This is a genomic window from Winogradskyella sp. HaHa_3_26 (assembly GCF_019278425.1).
Taxonomy (GTDB): Bacteria; Bacteroidota; Bacteroidia; order Flavobacteriales; family Flavobacteriaceae; genus Winogradskyella; species Winogradskyella undariae.
In genome coordinates, this window is the sequence record NZ_CP058981.1 from 1,501,056 (window position 1) to 1,521,701 (window position 20,646).

16 protein-coding genes and 1 riboswitch are annotated in these 20,646 nt (G+C 32.5%); of the genes, 9 read left to right on the forward strand and 7 right to left on the reverse strand.

What is annotated here, in order from left to right:
* Positions 1-661: 661 nt before the first annotated feature.
* Positions 662-1,228: a DUF3109 family protein gene (locus tag H0I32_RS06475; protein ID WP_179312559.1), complete on the reverse strand. Its 567-nt coding sequence runs from the start codon at positions 1,226-1,228 to the stop codon at positions 662-664.
* A 276-nt stretch (positions 1,229-1,504) separates the two neighbouring features.
* Here H0I32_RS06475 and H0I32_RS06480 point away from each other — a divergent pair, with 276 nt between their 5' ends.
* Genes H0I32_RS06480 through H0I32_RS06490 form a run of 3 tightly spaced genes read left to right on the forward strand, consistent with a single transcriptional unit; the run spans position 1,505 to position 2,905 of the window.
* Positions 1,505-2,086 carry a MarC family protein gene (locus H0I32_RS06480; protein ID WP_173588312.1) on the forward strand — a complete coding sequence of 194 codons (582 nt, stop codon included), beginning with the start codon at positions 1,505-1,507 and terminating at the stop codon, positions 2,084-2,086.
* Between the two features lie 13 nt (positions 2,087-2,099).
* Positions 2,100-2,300, forward strand: a complete 201-nt coding sequence (locus H0I32_RS06485; RefSeq protein WP_173588311.1) for a hypothetical protein — start codon at positions 2,100-2,102, stop codon at positions 2,298-2,300.
* Positions 2,300-2,905, forward strand: coding sequence for an NAD(P)/FAD-dependent oxidoreductase (locus H0I32_RS06490; protein ID WP_179312557.1), 606 nt, complete (start codon positions 2,300-2,302; stop codon positions 2,903-2,905). The genes H0I32_RS06485 and H0I32_RS06490 overlap by 1 nt, the downstream gene beginning before the upstream one ends.
* 3 nt (positions 2,906-2,908) lie before the next feature.
* On the opposite strand, the gene H0I32_RS06495 is transcribed toward H0I32_RS06490, so the two are convergent.
* From H0I32_RS06495 to H0I32_RS06505, 3 genes are all read right to left on the reverse strand, one after another.
* The gene (locus H0I32_RS06495; RefSeq protein ID WP_179312555.1) at positions 2,909-4,519 is read right to left on the reverse strand and encodes a S41 family peptidase; all 1,611 of its coding nucleotides are present in this window, start codon (positions 4,517-4,519) and stop codon (positions 2,909-2,911) included.
* The gene (locus H0I32_RS06500; protein WP_179312553.1) at positions 4,519-4,950 is read right to left on the reverse strand and encodes a deoxycytidylate deaminase; all 432 of its coding nucleotides are present in this window, start codon (positions 4,948-4,950) and stop codon (positions 4,519-4,521) included. Before H0I32_RS06500 ends, H0I32_RS06495 begins: the two co-directional genes overlap by 1 nt.
* 99 nt (positions 4,951-5,049) lie before the next feature.
* On the reverse strand, positions 5,050-5,643 hold the full coding sequence (locus tag H0I32_RS06505; RefSeq protein WP_173588307.1) for a HupE/UreJ family protein: 594 nt from the start codon (positions 5,641-5,643) through the stop codon (positions 5,050-5,052).
* Positions 5,644-5,778: 135 nt separating this feature from the next.
* Positions 5,779-5,902: riboswitch (SAM riboswitch) on the forward strand.
* A gap of 106 nt (positions 5,903-6,008) precedes the next feature.
* Here H0I32_RS06505 and H0I32_RS06510 point away from each other — a divergent pair.
* The 4 genes from H0I32_RS06510 to metF all read left to right on the forward strand — a co-directional run bounded on the left by H0I32_RS06510 (position 6,009) and on the right by metF (position 12,242).
* A complete protein-coding gene (locus H0I32_RS06510; RefSeq protein WP_179312551.1) occupies positions 6,009-7,178 on the forward strand; it encodes a trans-sulfuration enzyme family protein in 1,170 nt (389 codons plus the stop codon).
* Positions 7,179-7,238: 60 nt separating this feature from the next.
* Positions 7,239-8,240 (forward strand): homocysteine S-methyltransferase family protein, encoded by a 1,002-nt coding sequence (locus H0I32_RS06515; RefSeq protein WP_179312549.1) that lies wholly within the window; start codon positions 7,239-7,241, stop codon positions 8,238-8,240.
* Between the two features lie 27 nt (positions 8,241-8,267).
* Positions 8,268-10,985 (forward strand): methionine synthase, encoded by a 2,718-nt coding sequence (gene metH / locus H0I32_RS06520; RefSeq protein ID WP_179312547.1) that lies wholly within the window; start codon positions 8,268-8,270, stop codon positions 10,983-10,985.
* A 303-nt stretch (positions 10,986-11,288) separates the two neighbouring features.
* Positions 11,289-12,242, forward strand: a complete 954-nt coding sequence (gene metF, locus H0I32_RS06525; protein ID WP_173588303.1) for a methylenetetrahydrofolate reductase [NAD(P)H] — start codon at positions 11,289-11,291, stop codon at positions 12,240-12,242.
* A 3-nt stretch (positions 12,243-12,245) separates the two neighbouring features.
* Here metF and H0I32_RS06530 read toward each other — a convergent pair whose 3' ends face one another.
* A complete protein-coding gene (locus H0I32_RS06530; protein WP_411292367.1) occupies positions 12,246-13,082 on the reverse strand; it encodes a DMT family transporter in 837 nt (278 codons plus the stop codon).
* Positions 13,083-13,264: 182 nt separating this feature from the next.
* On the opposite strand from H0I32_RS06530, the gene H0I32_RS06535 reads away from it, so the two are divergent.
* Complete coding sequence (locus tag H0I32_RS06535; RefSeq protein WP_179312543.1) at positions 13,265-15,655, forward strand: polysaccharide lyase 6 family protein; 2,391 nt, start codon at positions 13,265-13,267, stop codon at positions 15,653-15,655.
* A gap of 446 nt (positions 15,656-16,101) precedes the next feature.
* On the opposite strand, the gene H0I32_RS06540 is transcribed toward H0I32_RS06535, so the two are convergent.
* The gene (locus H0I32_RS06540) at positions 16,102-17,304 is read right to left on the reverse strand and encodes a T9SS type A sorting domain-containing protein (RefSeq protein ID WP_179312541.1); all 1,203 of its coding nucleotides are present in this window, start codon (positions 17,302-17,304) and stop codon (positions 16,102-16,104) included.
* Positions 17,305-17,774: 470 nt separating this feature from the next.
* Between H0I32_RS06540 and H0I32_RS06545 the strand changes: the two genes are divergently transcribed.
* The gene (locus H0I32_RS06545) at positions 17,775-18,842 is read left to right on the forward strand and encodes a T9SS type A sorting domain-containing protein (protein ID WP_179312539.1); all 1,068 of its coding nucleotides are present in this window, start codon (positions 17,775-17,777) and stop codon (positions 18,840-18,842) included.
* Between the two features lie 247 nt (positions 18,843-19,089).
* On the opposite strand, the gene H0I32_RS06550 is transcribed toward H0I32_RS06545, so the two are convergent.
* A complete protein-coding gene (locus tag H0I32_RS06550) occupies positions 19,090-20,616 on the reverse strand; it encodes a RagB/SusD family nutrient uptake outer membrane protein (RefSeq protein WP_173588298.1) in 1,527 nt (508 codons plus the stop codon).
* Positions 20,617-20,646: the final 30 nt, after the last annotated feature.

Sequence of the window (20,646 nt, forward strand, 5' to 3'; positions counted from 1 at the left end):
AAGACTAGATATCCATTAGAATGAGTTTGAATCATTCCAAATTCTATCAGTAATTCCGTAAAACGAGTTTAAATTTCTTCCTTTTTAAGAGGAATATAGGGGCTTGCTTTTAAAATAGAGTTTTCGATTTTGTATCATAAAAAATTTACAAAAATCTATTTCATTATGCCTGATGCAAAGATTGACAATTGTAGTCAAAAATGAAAGCTGATTTTATAAACGTTGTCAACAAGTTTTTAACAAAGCGCTTTAACACCCGTAAAACATGATTATTCCAAAAAAAACCATTAAACACTTGTAATACAAATCATTAAGTTGTATTTTTAATAATAAAAAATGTAAGTTTTTTCTTATTAAATCAAACGTCAGCAAGCGTGTTTACTGAGGGTTTAATATTAAAAAACATGAAAAATTTACAAACAAAAAAGAGCATGGGTTTAACATTCTTTAGACGAGCAACTAACAAGTCTTAAAAATTAAGATATCATAAAAAATTGAAGGATAAAAAAAGAATAAATTAAAAAATCGGTTAAAATATCACTAAAGAAAAATTTGCCATTTTAAAGAAGTATTATATAGGAGTATAATTAAAAAATTAAAACACCTGTCGCTATTAAAATAGCACCAATAAAATCTAAGCAATATTATTTTTTAACACATCTTACTTGTGTTTTTCTGCTACTTTTTCTAATTCAGCATACCAATCTTCACCAAATTTTCTAATTAGTGCTTCCTTTACAAATTTATAAACTGGCACTTGTAATTCTTTACCTAAAGAACATGCATCATCACAGATTTCCCATTTATCGTAATTAACACCAGAAAATTCTGAATAATCTTTTACACGAATAGGGTATAAATGACAAGATACTGGTTTTTTCCACTGAATCTCACCTTGGTTGTAAGCCTCCTCAATAGCACAAAGCGCTGTCTTTTTTTCATCAAAAATAACATAAGCACAATCTGCTCCATTAATTAAAGGCGTTTCAAAATCGCCAAACTCTGTAGTAATTGACGTGCCCTGAGCTTCAATAGCCTCTATTCCTTCTTTACGAAGAAACGGTTTTACCTTAGGATATATATCTTCTAAAATTTTAACTTCTTCTTTATCTACAGGTGCTCCAGCATCCCCATCAATACAACAAGCACCTTTACATGCTGAAAGATTACAAACAAAATCTTTCTCTATAATATCTTCAGAGACAATGGTTTTTCCGAGTTGAAACATAATTTATTAAATTAGCCATAACAATGGCTGTTATTAATTCTTTTTCTGCTGCAAATATACTATTAATAGCCACTTTTAAAGCGTAGAAATTGAGCATAAAAAACAGAGAACAAAAATACTTAAACTTAACTATAATTTATTATTGAAAATATGCAATAATATCGCACCTTTGCAAAAAATTTCAACCCAAATAGTGAAACATGAGATTTAACAAATTATAAGACAAGTACTTATACACACAAACTCAAGTTATCACAAAATTTAAATTAAGAAGAAATGCACCTAAATTTTAAAGAAATAGTCACAGCCTTTATGATCCTTTTTGCAGTGATTGATATCGTTGGAAACATTCCAATTATTATAGACCTACGCAAAAAAGTGGGACATATACAAAGTGGAAAAGCCTCAATTATCGCTGGTGTAATTATGATTATTTTCCTTTTTGTAGGTAAAAGTTTACTTAGCCTTATTGGTATTGATGTTAATTCATTTGCCGTAGCAGGTGCATTTGTTATCTTTTTTATTGCTCTAGAAATGGTTTTAGGCATTACACTTTATAAAGATGATGAACATAGCGCTGTTACCGCTTCCGTTTTCCCTTTAGCATTTCCGCTTATGGCAGGACCAGGAACTTTAACCACCTTACTATCTCTACGTGCAGAATTTGCTATTGAAAATATTATAGTTGCAGTAATAAGTAATGTCTTAGTTATTTTTATTGTTTTAAAAACATCAGCTAAAATTGAACGTATTATAGGAACTAATGGAATTAACATTATAAGAAAGATTTTTGGTGTAATTTTGTTAGCCATTGCTGTAAAATTATTTGCCCATAACATTAAAGAGTTATTGGCATAAAACTATTTTAAATATGAAAATACTCACACTTGTTTTAACAATTATCGGAATTGGGCTTGTTATTTTTAATGCTACGAAATTAAATTTCAATGCATTATTAACAGGAGAAAGTCAAACTGCATTAATTACAATTGTGGCAGCGCTTTGTGCTATTATTCTTTTACAAATTCTTAGAATTTCTAAAAAAATAGAAAAATTAGACAAACAACGCTAATGTGTTTTGATACTTTAATTATTGGTGGAGGAGCAGCTGGTTTATCTTGTGCCCTAGTTTTAGGTTCAGCAAAAAATAAACCTTTTGCTCAAGATAAACGTATTGGAATAATCACTCATCAAAAAACATCTCATCTTCAAAACGCTCTGTTTAATAATGTTTTAGGACTACAACCCGGAACTTTAGGTGAAGACATTCTTCAAGATGGCAAAATACAACTAGAGAACCTTTATCCTCATATTGAGCAAATTGAAAACGAAAAAGTAAGTTCTATTGAAAAAAGTGAAGATTACTTTACAATAACCACCAATGCTCATATTTACAAATCTAAAATAGTAGTCATAGCTGTTGGCTACACAAGTTTCATAACCATAAAAGGACTTGAAAACTACATTGAACCACACCCTAGATCAGCGATAGAAAAAGACAGAATCTGGTTAAAAAATACAGATCATCTTGTAGAAAAAAACTTATATGTTGCGGGTTCTTTAGCCGGCTGGAGAAGTCAGTTTGCAATGGCTTGCGGTAGCGGATCTCATGTGGCTACAGATATCTTAACACTTTGGAATGATGGTAAACAAACCAAAATTCATGATAAGGTATAATTATTAATCTTGTTTAATATTTGGATATTCTGAGCTTAAAAGAATCACTTCTTGCACCATAATATCTTCTTTATTTATTACTTCTTCAAACGCATTATCATCAAATAGCTGACTTGCTAAAGTTGCTTTAATAATTCGTTTTATTTCAGGATTGTAAGCAACGAAGCTAATGTTAGTTCGTTCTTTTCTGTTAATATAATCCTGAAAACGAACAGCAATATCATCACTCACTTCAAAATTATTAATAAAATCGTACTTAGAGATATCTTGATATAATGTGCGATCTTTATCTAATTCTTCAAAAACAAAATAACCAAAGTGCCCCCTTCCTCTCAAGTAATTAATTGTTTCATTATCAAACGAACGATCCACGGGTACAAAAACATCTGGAATGATACCACCACCACCGTAAACAACTTTTCCCTTAGGTGTTGTAAACTTTAAAGAATCATCTACAACGATACTTTCTTCGTGTGCCAATTCTCCTGTTCTTAAACGTTTATAATAGTCATTATAATAACTCTCACTATCACCATTGGTATAAGGTTTTTGGATAGAACGTCCCGTTGGTGTAAAATATCTAGAAACGGTTAAACGCACAGCACTACCATCACCTAAGGCCATTTCTCTTTGCACCAATCCTTTTCCGTAAGAACGTCTTCCTACAATAATTCCTTTATCGTTATCTTGAAGCGCTCCTGCAACGACTTCACTTGCCGATGCTGAATTTTCATTAATTAGAATATAAACTTCACCTTCTTCAAAGTCACCATCTCCCGTGGCGTAGATATACTCTTCTTTACCTCTTTTATCTTTTGTAAATAAAATAAGCTTATCGTCCTCTAAAAATTCGTCTACAATTTGCTCTGCAATACCTAAAAAACCACCTGGGTTATCTCTTAAATCTAATGCAAGTTTAGTTGCTCCTTGATCTTTTAATTCATCTAAAGCAAGCATAAATTCTTTATACGTAGATTCTGCAAATCGATTCATTTTTATATAACCTAAATCATCAGTAAGCATATAGGATGCTTCAACACTTTTGATAGGTATATTTTTGCGTTTTACATTAAACTCTAGTAAACCATCCTCACCTTTTCTGTAAACAACAAGTTTAACATTAGTGTTTTTATCTCCCTTTAATTTTAGACCTATATCATCACTAGATTTGTTAGACCCATAAAGTGTGTCTCCGTCTGCAAAAAGAATACGATCTCCACTTATAATCCCAGCATTTTCACTAGGACCATTTTCCGTGGGTTTTACAACAGCGACAGTATCATTATAGGCATAAAAATTAATACCAATACCTACAAAATCACCTTTCATATTTTCGGTAATCTGTTCTAAATCTTCTTTAGGAATATATGTAGAATGTGGATCTAAATTATGTAAAATACCATTAACCGTAACATCTACAATACTATCGGTATTTACCTCTTCTACATATTCGTAATCTATATAATCGATTAATCTGTTAAGCTTATTTTTCTTGCTATTTGTAGTGAAGAGATTATCTGAAGTATCTGAAAAATTTAATTTTCCACCTATAATCACACCGGCCGCGACTGCAACACCGATTAAAAGTGGAATGTATTTATTTTTTGTTGCCATTAGGCATTTAAATCTTCTATAAGTTCTAATTCAATTCCTGCCTTTTCAAGAAATTTAATTCCCGAATCATCTTTGTAACCCTGATGATAAACAACCCTAACAATACCTGCTTGATGTATTAATTTACTACACTCCTTACAAGGTGAAAGTGTAATATACAGCGTAGCGCCTTGGCAAGATTGTGTAGATGAAGCTACTTTTAAAATGGCATTGGCTTCCGCATGCAATACGTACCATTTGGTATAACCTTCATCATCTTCACAGTAGTTTTCAAAACCAGTTGGTGTTCCGTTATAACCATCAGAAATGATCATTCGATCTTTTACTATTACAGCACCTACTTGCTTACGTTCGCAATGAGATAGTTTACCCCATTCTTTAGCAATTCGCAAATAAGCCTTATCGTAACGTAGCTGTTTTATTTTTGACATGAATAAATTTTGTTATTCTAATGTATGTTGTTAATAACGAAGATAAACGGATAGTATTTTATTCGTCTTTTTCTTGGCGTTAAAATTTTACCAAACTTTTTATGACCTCATCAAATCGCTTCCTAAAATCATCGGAATTACTAATCCTATGACTATAGATGAAAGTACCATTATCCAATCGCGACGCGAAAATCTAAATACAGTCTGACATATAAATCCAATAAACAACACGATAAAAACAATGATAACTTGAGCAAGTTCAATACCTAAAGCAAACTCAACAAGTAATTCTAATTTATTTTCAGATTGCCCTGAGAACATTTTAAACTCTCTTGCAAAGCCTAATCCATGTACAATTCCAAAAAATAAGGTGGTAAAAAACAACAATCCAATTTTATTATTTTTTGATTTCTTACCTGCTGTAAACACATTATAAAGTGCCATTATTAAAATAGTTACGGGTATTAAAAATTCTACAAGTTCTCCGTTAATGCTTACAATTCCATAAGCCGCTAAGACCAATGATAGCGTATGCCCCAAAGTAAAGGTTGTTACTAAAAGCAAGACACGTTTCCAATCATTAAAAAGATACGGCACAGCCAATACCATTAAAAAAAGAATATGGTCGTAACCATTAATATCTAATACGTGATTCATTCCGTATTGCACATTAAACCAAAAATTTTCTAACATATATAATATTTTAGGGAAATTCAAAGTTACAATTAAAATGCAATATGCTGAATTAAAAAATTATGAATAAAAACTTGTTTAATTCCAATTTCTTTCTGAATATTGTAGTTCACAAAGTTCAAATAACTTATTGAAATGTTATCAAGAAAGGTGGAGGGATAGACCCTATGAAACCTTAGCAACCCTTAAACTTATTAAGAAGGTGCTAAATTCTACTTCATTTTCGATTCATTTATCGAATAATTTAGATAGATAACCCAACATAATTACCTCATTACGGTAATTTATACTCTTGTCGCATTTTTCTATTTACACGTCATTTTTTTGACGCATTTGATTTTTGGTTTATCATAAAACTAAGAAAAATGAGTTCAAAACACATTGAAACAGAAGCTATAAGAACACAAATTGAGCGTTCTCAATATCTAGAACATTCTAGCCCTTTGTATTTAACATCTAGCTACGTATTTGAAGATGCCGAAGACATGCGTGCTTCTTTTGCAGATGAAAAAGAACGTAATATTTACAGTCGTTACTCTAACCCAAACACATCAGAATTTGTAGAAAAAGTTTGCAAAATGGAAGGAGCAGAACGCGGTTACGCCTTTGCTTCTGGGATGTCTGCCGTGTTTTCAACTTTTGCAGCATTACTCGATGCTGGCGATCATATCGTTTCTTGTCGTAGTATTTTTGGTTCCACTCAAACGCTATTTAATAACATATTACCAAAGTGGAATATCTCAACAAGTTATTTTAAAATTGATGAATTAGATAAAATTGAAAGCCTAATTCAACCCAATACAAAAGTAATTTATGCCGAAAGCCCAACAAATCCGGCTGTAGATATTTTAGACTTGCAACGCTTAGGAGATATTGCAAAAAAGCACAACCTTATATTCATCATAGACAATTGTTTTGCCACTCCTTATTTACAACAACCTATAAAATTTGGCGCCAATTTAGTCATCCATTCGGCTACAAAATTAATGGATGGACAAGGTCGTGTTTTAGGAGGTGTTACTGTTGGTAGTGCTGATTTGATTCAGAAAATCTATTTATTTTCTAGAAATACAGGTCCTGCCCTATCTCCTTTTAATGCTTGGGTTTTATCTAAAAGTTTAGAAACCTTACCTGTTAGAGTTGATAGACATTGCGATAACGCATTAAAAGTTGCGACTTTTTTAGAGTCTAACGCTAATGTAAATTTTGTAAAATATCCATTTTTAAAATCGCATCCACAATACGAATTAGCAAAAAAACAAATGAAACTAGGAGGCAATGTTGTTGCTTTTGAAATCAAAGGAGGTATCGAAGCAGGCAGAAAGTTCCTTAACTCCATTAAGTTATTATCACTTTCTGCGAATTTAGGAGACACCAGAACTATTGTAACACACCCGGCATCTACAACCCATGCTAAAATACCAGATGATGTCCGTTTAGAAACAGGAATCACTTCAGGGTTAATAAGAGTTTCAGTAGGTTTAGAACACCCCGAAGACATCATTAACGATTTAAAACAAGCTTTACAAAACTAAGGTCAGCTCGAGTAATTTTATAATATCAAAATAAAATTATATCGAGAACAAACACATATTATGAGCAATATAAAAGACGAATTACAAAAACGAATTTTGGTTTTAGACGGAGCCATGGGAACTATGCTTCAGCAATACAGTTTTAAAGAAGAAGATTTTAGAGGCGAACGTTTTAAAGATTACCCGTCTCCTTTACAAGGTAACAACGATTTATTATCATTAACACAACCAGAAGCGATTGCAGAAATTCATGCAAAATATTTTGAGGCTGGTGCAGATATTGTAGAAACCAACACCTTTTCTGGGACTACAATTGCCATGGCAGATTACGATATGGAGAATTTGGTGTACGAACTGAATTTTGAATCTGCTAAAATCGCGAAACAAGTTGCAGACAAGTTCACTAAAGAAAACCCTGATCAACCGCGTTTTGTTGCAGGAAGTATTGGCCCAACAAACAAAACCGCAAGTTTATCACCAGATGTTAACCGACCAGAATACAGAGCGATAACTTTTAATGAATTGCGAATCGCCTATAAACAACAAGTAGAAGCCTTAATTGATGGTGGTGTTGATATCCTTTTAGTCGAAACTATTTTTGATACGCTGAACGCAAAAGCAGCATTATTTGCTATTGAAGAAGTAAAAGAAGAACGCCATATTGATATTCCAATAATGGTATCTGGCACTATAACTGATGCTTCTGGCAGAACATTATCTGGCCAAACCGTTGAAGCATTTTTAACCTCAATATCTCATATTCCGCTATTAAGTGTGGGCTTTAATTGTGCGCTTGGAGCCCAACAATTAAAACCTTATTTGCAACGCTTATCTAACGAAACGGAATTTTTCACCTCAGCACATCCAAACGCAGGTTTACCAAATGCCTTTGGAGAATATGAAGAAACACCGAAGCAAATGCAACAATATATAGAAGACTATCTAAAAGATAACCTCATCAATATTATTGGAGGCTGTTGTGGCACAAGTCCTGCGCATATTAAAGCCATTGCAGAAGTAGCTAAAAATTACGAACCAAGAAAAATTGTCATTCCTGCGTAGGCAGGAATCCACTTTGAAAAGACTAACATGACTCAAAATAAAAAATATCTTACGCTCTCTGGTTTAGAGCCCTTAATAATAACACCAGAAAGTAACTTCATTAACGTTGGTGAACGTACCAATGTTACAGGCTCTCGTAAATTTCTTCGTCTTATAAAAGAAGAAAAATACGATGAAGCATTAGAAGTTGCCAGAGATCAAGTAGATGGAGGTGCACAAATTTTAGATGTTAACATGGATGAAGGGATGTTAGATGGAGTTTATGCCATGACAACCTTCTTAAATCTGATTGCTTCAGAACCAGATATTTCTAGAATCCCCTTGATGATTGACAGTTCTAAATGGGAAATTATAGAAGCTGGTTTGCAAGTTGCACAAGGAAAATGTGTTGTTAATTCTATCAGTTTAAAGGAAGGCGAAGCGCAATTTAAACACCATGCAAAACTAATAAAACGTTATGGAGCAGCAGTTGTTGTTATGGCTTTTGATGAAGATGGTCAAGCCGATAATTACAATAGACGTATTGAAATTTGTAAACGCTCGTATCACATTTTAGTTAACGAACTTAAATTTCCTGCTCAAGATATCATTTTTGACCCAAATATTTTTCCTGTTGCAACAGGTATGGATGAGCACCGCAGAAATGCATTAGATTTCTTTGAAGCCACTAAATGGATTCGTGAAAACTTACCACATGCTAATGTTTCTGGAGGTGTAAGTAATGTGTCTTTTTCATTTAGAGGAAATAATATTGTACGTGAAGCGATGCATTCTGCCTTTTTATATCATGCGATTAAAAACGGTATGAATATGGGAATCGTTAATCCAACCATGCTCGAAATTTATGACGAAATAGACAAAGACTTACTAGAACGTGTAGAAGATGTTTTGTTTGATAAACGTGATGATGCAACCGAACGACTTTTAGATTTTGCTGAATCTTTAAAAGGACAGAAAAAAGAACATGAAGAAAAGGTTTTAGAATGGAGAAGTGATGCTTTACAAGAACGAATTACGCATGCTTTAGTTAAAGGTATTGATGCCTTTATTATTGAAGATGTGGAAGAAGCACGTTTGGCTTCAGACAAACCAATTCACGTTATTGAAGGTCATTTAATGATTGGTATGAATGTGGTTGGTGATTTATTTGGAAGCGGTAAAATGTTCTTACCTCAAGTGGTGAAATCAGCACGAGTAATGAAAAAAGCAGTGGCTTATCTTCAACCCTTTATTGAAGCCGAAAAAGATGGAAAACAAGAATTTGCAGGTCGTATTTTAATGGCCACCGTAAAAGGCGATGTGCATGATATTGGAAAGAATATTGTAAGTGTTGTTTTAGGTTGTAATAACTATGAAATCATTGATCTTGGTGTTATGGTTCCACCAGAAAAAATTATAGAAACCGCCATAAGGGAAAAGGTCGATATTATTGGTTTGAGCGGATTAATTACACCATCCCTTGATGAAATGGTTTACGTTTCTAAAGAGCTAGAAAAACAAAATGTAAAAATTCCGTTAATCATTGGTGGAGCAACAACCTCTAGAGCACATTCTGCTGTAAAAATCGCTCCACATTATGCAAATACTGTTGTGCACATCAATGATGCCTCTAGAGCAGTAACCGTTGTTGGTGATTTACTTAAAAAAGATAGCAAAATTTATAAAAATCAGATTCGTGAGGAATATGATTTTTTTAGAGAGCAATTCTTAAAACGAACTAGAAAAAAAGAATATCTAACAATTAAAGACGCTAGAAAAAACAAATTTAAAATTGATTGGACTGCTTCCGAAATTGTAAAACCTAAGGAATTAGGCATTCAAATTATAGAAGATTTTGACATCACTAAACTTGAAGAATTTATCGATTGGTCACCTTTCTTTAGGAGCTGGGATTTACATGGAAAATATCCAGAAATTTTAACGGATAATGTCGTTGGAGAACAAGCCACAGAATTATTTGCCGATGCAAAAGTATTATTGAAACGTATTTTTGATAAAAAGCTTTTAAAGGCAAAAGCCATTTTTGGTTTGTTTGAAGCCAATACGACTAATGATGATGATATTGAGATTAAGGATTGTCATGCTGAGCCTGCCGAAGCATCCCAAGAAGGTCTCGACTCCGCTCGACCAGACAAATTCAAATTCTTAACGCTACGTCAGCAATCTAAAAAATCAGAAGGGAAGCCAAACATTGCTTTATCAGATTTTATAGCGCCAAAAGCAACAGGGAAGCAAGATTACATGGGCTGTTTTTGTGTATCAACAGGGTTTGGAACTGCAGAACTAGCAGCACAATTTGAAGCAGAGCACGATGATTATAATTCCATTATGATTAAAGCTTTAGCCGATAGATTAGCCGAAGCTTTTGCTGAATATTTACATAAAGAAGTAAGAACAAAACATTGGGGTTATGCTAATGATGAAAACCTATCTAATGCTGATTTAATTAAAGAAAGCTATAAAGGAATTCGACCAGCACCTGGTTATCCTGCTTGCCCAGATCACTTAGAGAAGAAAACCATTTGGAACCTTTTAAATGTTGAAGAAAACATTGGAGTTGAGCTTACAGAAAGTTTAGCAATGTGGCCAGCAGCAAGTGTTAGTGGTTACTATTTTGCAAACCCAGAAGCTAAATATTTTGGATTAGGAAAAATAAAAGAAGGTCAGGTTGAAGATTACTCTAAAAGAAGAGCTATTTCTAATGAAGAAGCAACGAAATGGTTGAGTCCTAACATTGCAGATTAGTGCGTTAGCGATTACTCATCCAAATTATAATGGAAGAAATCGTGATTGCTTTGCAGTTGAAGTGGCATCCTTTTTACGTCAGTTTGAGTAATGTGACGATAGGAACATTGTATCGAAAACAAGTAAAAAGATATAACGGAAAGCGCGACCTTTAGGTAACGCCAAAATAAAAGATATTACATTAAAAAGACACCCACTTTCGTGGGCAATAGTATGAAACGAGCATGTTTAAAACATTATCATTTATCAAAATGATTATTAGCGAACAACATGTGACCATATTAAAACAATAACTGAAAGTACATGAAAGTAACAGATCACATAAAAAACGCTAACGGAAAAACGTTATTTTCCTTTGAAATTATTCCACCAAGAAAAGGAAATAGCATACAACAACTCTATAATAATATAGATCCTTTAATGGAATTTAAACCTCCATTTATAGATGTTACAACCTCTAGAGAAGAGTATCTCTATATAGAAAAACAAGGGCTTTTAGATCGCAAAATTACACGTATGCGACCTGGAACTGTTGGTATTTGTGCTGCTATAAAACACAAGTACGATGTAGACACGGTTCCGCATGTGTTATGTGGTGGCTTTACAAAAGAAGAGACTGAATACTTATTGGTTGATTGTCATTATCTAGGCTTAAATAATGTGATGGCATTACGAGGAGATGCCATGAAACATCAGCAATATTTTGAAGCTTGTGATGGTGGACATCAATTTGCAAAAGGCTTGGTGAGTCAGATTCAAAACCTAAACAATGGACACTATTTACATGATGTTCTTGAAGCGGATGATAAATCTGATTTTTGTATTGGTGTTGCTGGTTACCCTGAAAAACATCTTGAATCTCCTTCTTTAAAAACAGATTTAAAACGCTTAAAAGAGAAAGTAGATGCTGGCGCAGATTATGTGGTTACACAAATGTTTTTTGATAACAATAAATATTTCGAATTTGTAAAAGCGGCAAAAGCAGAAGGTATAAATGTGCCTATAATTCCAGGTATAAAACCGCTTGCTGTAAAACGCCATTTACAATTATTACCACAAGTCTTTAAAATTGATTTACCGGAAGATTTAATTGATGCTGTTGATGGCTGTAAATCAAACGAACAAGTACGACAAGTAGGTGTAGAATGGGCGATACAACAATCTAAAGAATTGCAACAGGCAGGTGTGCCAGTATTGCACTACTACTCTATGGGAAAAAGTGATAATGTAAAAGCTATTGCTTCAGAATTGTTCTAAATATTAAGCTTTTTTCTTAGTAATAACATTCAATGTTAAACCAAATACAATGAGTAAAATCCCTAATAAACTCCACATCGTATAAGTTTCACCAAACCATACTAAACCGATTATCATGGTAAAAATAACTTCGAGATATTTTAAAGGAGCGACCTGATTAGTTTCTCCTACTTGCATGGCTTTGGTCATATATAACTGAGCAAAATACCCAAAAACACCCAAACTCATTAATATTAACCATTCAATCCCAACTGGAGTAACCCAACTGTTAATCGTTAAAAATCCGCCAATTACAGTAGATATTACCATAAAATAATTGACAACTACTACAGGATGATCATTACTCCCAATTTTTCTGATTGTTATAAAAATCAAGCCAGAAAACAAGGCAGATATTAAAGCATAAACAACACCTTCAACTTGCATTTCACTATCAAATCCCTTCAAAATAAGGACGCCTAAAAAAGCAATTCCGAAGAATAACCATTGCATAGGTCTTACTTTTTCCTTCAAAAAAAACAAGGAAAAAAACGCAGCAAAAATCGGGGCTATATACCGAATTGAAACTGCTGTTCCCATGGCTATATATTTTATAGACAGAAAAAATAAAGTCATAGAAATGAGTCCAAAAATGCTTCGTAAAACTAACAAACCTCTTTTATTTCCTAAGATTGAAATTTTATTTTTCAATAAATATGGAAACGTAAAAAATAATGATCCTAGTGATCTAAAAAACACAATTTGATAAACGCTAAAATCATTTAAGGTCTTTACAAACACATTTAAAAATGTGAAAGCCAAAGCACTGATAACCATGTATTGTATTGCCTTTTTCAGAATTTATTTAGGATTTTAAGCTTAATAATTTAGCTGTTATTTTAAGATGAAGCAATTTACATAATAAATCATAAAATTTAATTAGAAAAACAACGTAATTATTACTGATTTTTAGTGCTATAATTAAAAAATAGAACTGTTTTTGCTTATTTTTATGTTATAGAAATACTGAACTAATTTAACAAATGAAAACAACACATCTACTACTTTTTATTAGCGCTTTTTTTATCTTAAACTCTACAAAAGCGCAAGATATTACAGTTTCAAATCTCACAGAATATAATACCGCAATTTCAAAAATCTCTAACGGCGGAACTATTGTATTAAAAAACGGTGAATGGAAAGACGCAAACCTTTTAGCCCATGGTAATGGAACTAAAGAAAACCCTATAATTATTAAAGCTGAAACCCCTGGTGAAGTTATTTTATCGGGCGATTCTAGTTTAAGTATTTATGGTAGCCACGTTATTGTAAGTGGGCTTTGGTTTAAAGATGGAAACTCAACCTCTAAACACGTTGTACAATTTAGAAAAAACTCTAAGGAATTTGCTAATAATTGCAGGTTTACAAATTCTACTATCTCTTATTTTGATGTCGCTGATGGCATAAAAAATCACTGGGTAGATCTTTGGGGTAAAAATAACCGCGTAGATCACAACAACTTTACAGGTAAAACTTCTGCAGGAACAACGGTGGTTGTTTGGCTAAAAGGAGAAGAGCATACTGAAAACAACCACCAAATAGATCATAATTATTTTGGGACTCGACCAGACTTGGGAGAAAATGGAGGAGAAACGATTAGAATTGGCACAAGTGATAACTCTATGAAATCTTCAAAAACCATCATTGAGAGCAATACATTTAAACAATGTGATGGTGAAATAGAAATTATCTCTAACAAATCTGGAGATAATATTTTTAGAAACAACCTTTTTATTGAAAGCAAGGGAACGCTAACCCTTAGACATGGTAATAATGCGCTTGTAGAAAACAATGTTTTTTTAGGAAATAACGTATCTAAAACAGGAGGAATTAGAATTATAAACGAAGGTCATATTGTAAGAAATAATTTATTAATTGGTTTAACTGGGGATGATTTTAGAGGACCAATTGTTATTATGAATGGTGTACCAAACTCTCCATTAAACCGTTATAACCAAGTTAAAAATGTCGACATACAAAACAACACTATTATTAACTGTGGCCCCATGACATTTGGAGGCGGTAAAAATGACGAATTAAGCCTAGCACCAATTAATACTGTTTTTGCAAATAATCTTATTACCAATACCAACGGTGGAAAAATAGCAGAATATGTTGATACTGTTGATGGCATTACATTCTCTGGAAATATTGTAGATAGTGAGGCTATGGTAAACCCTCAATACTTTACAAAAGCAAGTATAGATTGGACTCTCTTAAAGTCTTTACCTATGCCAACAGAAAATAACCCAATACTTACAAGTGTAAGTAGTACAAATAAAAGCCCTAATAAAGATATTACAGATACCACAAGAGAACCTTATGTTGCAGGAGCATTTAACTTAAACAATACTAACATTCCAATGGCTTTAAAAGCTAGAACTGGTCCTGGTTGGAAACCAAATATCATAGCTCCAGTCAGTAAAGCCGGAGACTTAATTGTAGACCCCGGAATTGGCACCTTATCTAAAGTATTTAGTAGAGCGAAAGATGGTGATGTTATTACTTTAAAACCTGGGATTTATGAATTTAATAAAAGCCTTAAAGTGAACAAAAACATTACGGTACTTGGAGCAAGTGAAGGTCGCTCTGTTTTTAAAATGCAAGGTGATATCGAAAAGCCTTTTAATTACTTTATCCGTATTAATGAAGGCGTATCTCTTGTATTAAAAAATATAACTTTTGATGCCACTCATAGCAGCCCACCTAAATACGCTATAGTATCACCAGACAAATTAGAATCTGAAGCATATGCACTTAATGCAGAAAATTGTACGTTTCAAAACTTCACAACTCAAAATGGAGGAAGTATTTATAAAGCTTATGAAGGGACTTTAGCTCGTAATTTAACTTTCAAAAACTCTAAATTTATAAATAGTTATAGAGGTTTAAATCTTTCATCTTATAAAAATGATGACTATGGAAGGTACAGCGCTTTAGAAATTGTAGTTGACAATTGTATATTTAAAGATATTGAAGAATTTGCTGTAAATTATACTAGAAACGTATTAGATGTAAATGCTGAAGGAGGTATACTAACAATTACAAATAGTGTATTTGATAGAGTTGCTAATGAAGAAAAAGGAAGATCTCTTATTACAAATGGTATTAACGAAGTAACGATTAAAAATTCAGTTTTTATTAATAGTTATAAATCAGAAACGCCTGTTAATATTAAAGGTTTTAAGAATATTATATCTAATTGTTTATTCGATGATAATGGCTACCCTAAAGTGACTAAGGGAGCCAAAGAAGAAGATCTGATTTATAAAAATCCTAAATGGGACGATAAAGAAAATTATATCCCAGGAAAGAAATCACCATTACTTAAGGAAAATAATGACAAAGAACTGATAGGTCTTATTCAACAATAAAATAAACACAAATTTTTTAAAGGGTTTAAAACCAACTATAAAAAAGCTAAGCAATATAATATTGTTTAGCTTTTTTTTATTGACATTCTATCTTCCATTCTTAATTATAAATACATATTGCGATTTAGTTAATCATAATAAAAAAAAGAAGAAGTCATTCGTCTGTATTTTTAAAAACATAATAGTATAGCTAAAAAAGAAACCAAACCTTATCCTCATATTCATTCCTGAGAAAGCATTAATCTACAATTGCAAAGTTACTCTAGTAAGTAAACAAGTTTTAATATTATATAGACTCTTGAAGATTCTCCCGTTGATACTTCTTAGATACTCTGCACTCGGTTCTCATCATTTATAACTAATAGGCCTTAAATTCAGAGTTCAATTTAAAAAGAAAAGGGCAACTTAAAAATTAAGTTGCCCTTCATTGCTAAAAATTAAAAACACTACTCAATAATAATTCTTTTAGTTACTGAATTAATTCCAGATTTTATTTTAAGTAAATAAATCCCTGAAGCTAAATCAGATACATTTACAGTATCATTAGTTAAAACTGAAGTTTGTAATACACTTCTTCCAAGCACATTAAATAACTCAACAGAATCAATTGTTTGATCTAATGATGTAATTGTTATAGTTACATCTGCTGGATTAGGATAAATACTAAAACTATTTAATTCAAAACTTTCAGTTGACAAAGTGTTTGCTGTAGGATTTAATGCACCATAAACGGTATTAATACCTGCCCATTCTCTAAAAGCCATAGGTAATGTATCATCTTGATCCAATTCCCAATCAGGTGAATCTCCGCTTGTATCACCAATTGCCCAATCATTAGTTGTAAAACCTGTATTTGTTCCTTGTCTTATAATAACATGTGGATCTGATCCTGGAAAATCAATCATAGTAGCACTTGTAGTTACAGTTTGATTTACTCCATTAGTTGCCATATCTTGAGCGAAAACAATTTGAGCATAACCTCTTTCTGGAAAATCGTTTTCTATATCATCATCTAAATAAGCCACTGAATCATATAAAATCCATGAAGTGTGTGGACCTACAGAATCTATAACACCATCGAAAGCTAGACCATCTCCAGCTTCAGGACCGTCAATAGCCACACCATCTGGATCTTCTCCTTGAATTAACATATAAGAACCAGAAGCATCTGCAAAATTACCATTATAACCTATATCTGGTGTTTGTGTAGAAACATTACTAGAACTACCACCTGTAACATCATTCCCTGTTAACTCAATAGTAAGAACACTAGCATCTGAATCCATTAAAGAAGCATAAGGACTTGTTGTAACGACAGCTGTATCTTCATCTGTATAATTACAAACAATAGCAAAAATGCCATTAGCACCAAATGTTCTTGTACCATCTCCTAATTGAATTTCTTGAGTTACTTTTCCATAATTGCTAGCGTTTCCATCACCATCAATTACCAGTAACCATAAATCTTCAGGAATAATTTCATTAGCTGGACCTCTAACCTCAATTAATTCATTTGTTAAATCTGATCCATTTGGACTTACAATTAATTTATTAATGTAATAGCCGGTTCCTGTTGGAATATTGTCAAATGTTTGAGAAAATCCAATAGCTGTTACAAAAAGTAACGCAAAGAGTAGTTGTTGTTTCATAATTGTTGTTTTTTTAGTTATTATTCATTTTACACAATTCTAACTACGTATTATAGAGAGTTTTAATCGTATTAAAATTGGTTTACCAATCTGGTTTACCAAATATAATCAAAAAAATCAGTAAAAACATTATAATTAATAAATTATATAAAAAATTAATTTATATTCATATTTACATCAGTAAATACAGAAATTCATAATTCAGAACTCTTGTTTCCAAAACTATAAATTCAACAAAAACAACACTTAAATAGCTAATTTTTAAACACATAAAACACACTCAACCATCACTTTTTCGTTTAAAAAAAATGCTAATCAATAAAGTGAATATATAAAAGCATAAAAAACACATTGCATTAATACAAAATCATCAACTCTTAGTCCTGATAATTTTGCCTTTGGTTATTCTAATTCACGTTAAATAACACTATCTTAGTTAATCAAAATTGGTTAACCAATTACTCAGGATTATGAAAAAAACATTTTTAATTTTAAACATTACCCTTTTTGGGACTTTATTAGGAAACTCTCAAACCATTTTAAATGCAAACGGAGCAGGAAACACTTACGAAGATATTAACGCTGTTTTAGCTCCTGGATATAATGCTGTAGAGGTTCCTGATTGTATTCATACAGATTTTGGTCGTCATATAGATGAAGTTTTTGACACGGAATTAAACACCAATGTCTTTCAATTTATTTCTCATAAAACACCTGATAATGACCGTTGTCAAAATTTTGATAGACAACGTGTAGAGATTAAGACTTACAACTCATCACCTAATAATTTAAAAGCTACAGAGGGTGAAACTGTTGAATATAAATGGAAGTTTAAATTACCTAGTGATTTTCAGGTGTCTTCAAGTTTTACACATATTCATCAAATTAAAGCAGTAGGAGGACCTTATGAATCAATACCAATGATAACATTAACGCTTCGCAAGGCAAACCCAGATCGTATAGAATTACGATATACTGCTACTAATAATCAAAGCACAATCCAAACTGCTGATCTCGATTTACTAAGAGGAAATTGGGTAGAAGTAACCGAAATTATTTCTTTTGGAAACGAAGGTAGTTATAGCATTAATATTGATCGTGTGTCTAATGGTGATTCAATATTAAGTTACACAAATGAAACCATGGATACATGGCAAGATGGGGCTACGTTTGCGCGACCAAAATGGGGCGTTTACAGAAGTCTAAATAATAGTGAAGATTTAAAGGATGAAATTGTACGCTTTGCTAATTTTAGTATAGAAGAGATTGGTCCGTTATCAATATCTGAAATTGAAACTAGAGCTGAAGAAATTGTACTCTCTCCAAATCCTTCAAAACATATCGTAACTTTTAAAAATGCTAAAGCTGACGATTATGATGCTATTACTTTGTACACTTCTGAAGGAAAGACTATCTCTACTGAAAATCGGCTTAAAAAATATAAATTAGATGTTTCAGATTTAAATTCAGGTCTCTATTATATTGCTTTTATTAAATCTAAACGAACTGTAAAAGTTTTAAAGTGTTTGGTTGATTAACTTCTACTCAAAAATCAATCAACTTACAGCTTACAAATAATAACTCCATATTGTACATACTAGCTGTATAAACAACGAACTGGTTATCTGACAGGAAGCGCATACACTATAACATTAAAGCTCTATTATACTTACTTTGGCGTAGTCAAAATACTATAGTTAACTCAATTGCAATAAAAAAACTGTCCTTGTATTTATATCAAATAAACACAAGGACAGTAATCAATTTAATTAATCTTTACGACTATTATAATCCTGCAAGATTAGGATTTCTGTTTATTTCATCTTGCGGTATTGGAGTATCATAATCTACACTAGGATTAAAATCAGGTTTAGCACCTTCATAACCAGAAGCACTAAATACTTGATTTCCTAAATCTCTTCTCTTAATATCGTACCATCTTTTACCTTCAAAAGCAAGTTCTATTCTACGTTCTTCTAAAACATCTGCAACGGTAATATTACTAAGATCCATAGGAATTGTAGATGAAGGGAAAGTAGCTTCATCATAACCACCTGAAGTAGATTGACCACCATTTCTAGCTCTACCTCTAACCTCATTGAGATAAGTTAATGCTAAAGGGTTTCCTATTTCAACTCCAGCTTCTGCTGCAATTAATAATACCTCTGCATAACGCATCATAGAATAATTATGACTTGTCGCTCTTTTATTTCCTTTAGCATATTCACCAGGGTAACGTGTGTATTTTGCAATATATGGAACGTTTGCAGCATGCTCATGCCCACTTATAGTAAATTCTGTATAATCTACCGGTACACCTCCGATTGTAGCTTTTGTTTGAAAGCTAACATCTCTTCTATAGTCTCCAGGCTCAAAAGAATCATAAACAGCCATAGTAGGAGCTACAACAGACCAACCCTCTTCATTATCATCACCTCTAACGCCAGACATAGGTGCTATTTGGTCATAAGAATTATCTGCTGCTTCGTTAGCATTATAATCTAATGCAAAAATTGGCTCTATAGAAGCATCAATTCTATTAGCATCAAATAAAGCTTGAAAATCTGGATCTAAACCTAGAACATAAGTTCCGCTATTATCTATTACTTCCTTAGCTTCATCAAATGCTAATTGAAAATAAGCCATATCGTTAGTTCCTGCTCTTGTTAAATAAACCAATGCTAAATACGAGCTTGCTGCTGCTTTAGATGGTACAGATCTTGATATTACTGTTTCTGGCAACCAAGTTTTAGCAAATTCTAAATCTGCAATGATATTATCATACACTTCTTCTTCAGCAGTTAGGCCAACAGAAAAATCTGCTTCCTCACCAGCTGGACGATCGAAATAAGGAATATCTCCAAATAATCTTACCAAATGAAAGTAATAAAATGCTCTTGCAAAATAAGCTTGAGCCACAACAGGATTTTTAATATCATCATCTGCTGATACACTTTCAGCACCAGCAATAGCTGTATTTGCTGCACTTATACCTAACCAAATTCTTGTCCATGGATCGTAAACCATTTCATTTTCACCCGTAATATTATGCATATCCATCTCTACTCTATACGTTTGAGAAGATTGAAGCTTCACCATATCTGAGCGTAACATTAATGACACAGAAAGTTTTCTTCCCCATATCTCTTCGTTTATAGCGTGAGTTAGTGAACCATCTATAGCTAATTGTAAATCATCTACAGTAGAGAAGAATCCATCCGGAGACAATAAACCAACCGGTTCTTCTTCTAAGTCTGAGCATCCCATTATTGACAATCCCATCAATAACAATATAATTTTATATGTATTCATAATTTTTTCTTTTTAATTTAAATTGTTTTC

Coding starts and splice junctions, on each gene's coding strand:
- H0I32_RS06475 (WP_179312559.1), bottom strand. CDS start 1,228: ATGTTTCAACTCGGAAAAACCATTGTCTCTGAAGATATTATAGAGAAA.
- H0I32_RS06480 (WP_173588312.1), top strand. CDS start 1,505: ATGCACCTAAATTTTAAAGAAATAGTCACAGCCTTTATGATCCTTTTT.
- H0I32_RS06485 (WP_173588311.1), top strand. CDS start 2,100: ATGAAAATACTCACACTTGTTTTAACAATTATCGGAATTGGGCTTGTT.
- H0I32_RS06490 (WP_179312557.1), top strand. CDS start 2,300: ATGTGTTTTGATACTTTAATTATTGGTGGAGGAGCAGCTGGTTTATCT.
- H0I32_RS06495 (WP_179312555.1), bottom strand. CDS start 4,519: ATGGCAACAAAAAATAAATACATTCCACTTTTAATCGGTGTTGCAGTC.
- H0I32_RS06500 (WP_179312553.1), bottom strand. CDS start 4,950: ATGTCAAAAATAAAACAGCTACGTTACGATAAGGCTTATTTGCGAATT.
- H0I32_RS06505 (WP_173588307.1), bottom strand. CDS start 5,643: ATGTTAGAAAATTTTTGGTTTAATGTGCAATACGGAATGAATCACGTA.
- H0I32_RS06510 (WP_179312551.1), top strand. CDS start 6,009: ATGAGTTCAAAACACATTGAAACAGAAGCTATAAGAACACAAATTGAG.
- H0I32_RS06515 (WP_179312549.1), top strand. CDS start 7,239: ATGAGCAATATAAAAGACGAATTACAAAAACGAATTTTGGTTTTAGAC.
- metH (WP_179312547.1), top strand. CDS start 8,268: ATGACTCAAAATAAAAAATATCTTACGCTCTCTGGTTTAGAGCCCTTA.
- metF (WP_173588303.1), top strand. CDS start 11,289: ATGAAAGTAACAGATCACATAAAAAACGCTAACGGAAAAACGTTATTT.
- H0I32_RS06535 (WP_179312543.1), top strand. CDS start 13,265: ATGAAAACAACACATCTACTACTTTTTATTAGCGCTTTTTTTATCTTA.
- H0I32_RS06540 (WP_179312541.1), bottom strand. CDS start 17,304: ATGAAACAACAACTACTCTTTGCGTTACTTTTTGTAACAGCTATTGGA.
- H0I32_RS06545 (WP_179312539.1), top strand. CDS start 17,775: ATGAAAAAAACATTTTTAATTTTAAACATTACCCTTTTTGGGACTTTA.
- H0I32_RS06550 (WP_173588298.1), bottom strand. CDS start 20,616: ATGAATACATATAAAATTATATTGTTATTGATGGGATTGTCAATAATG.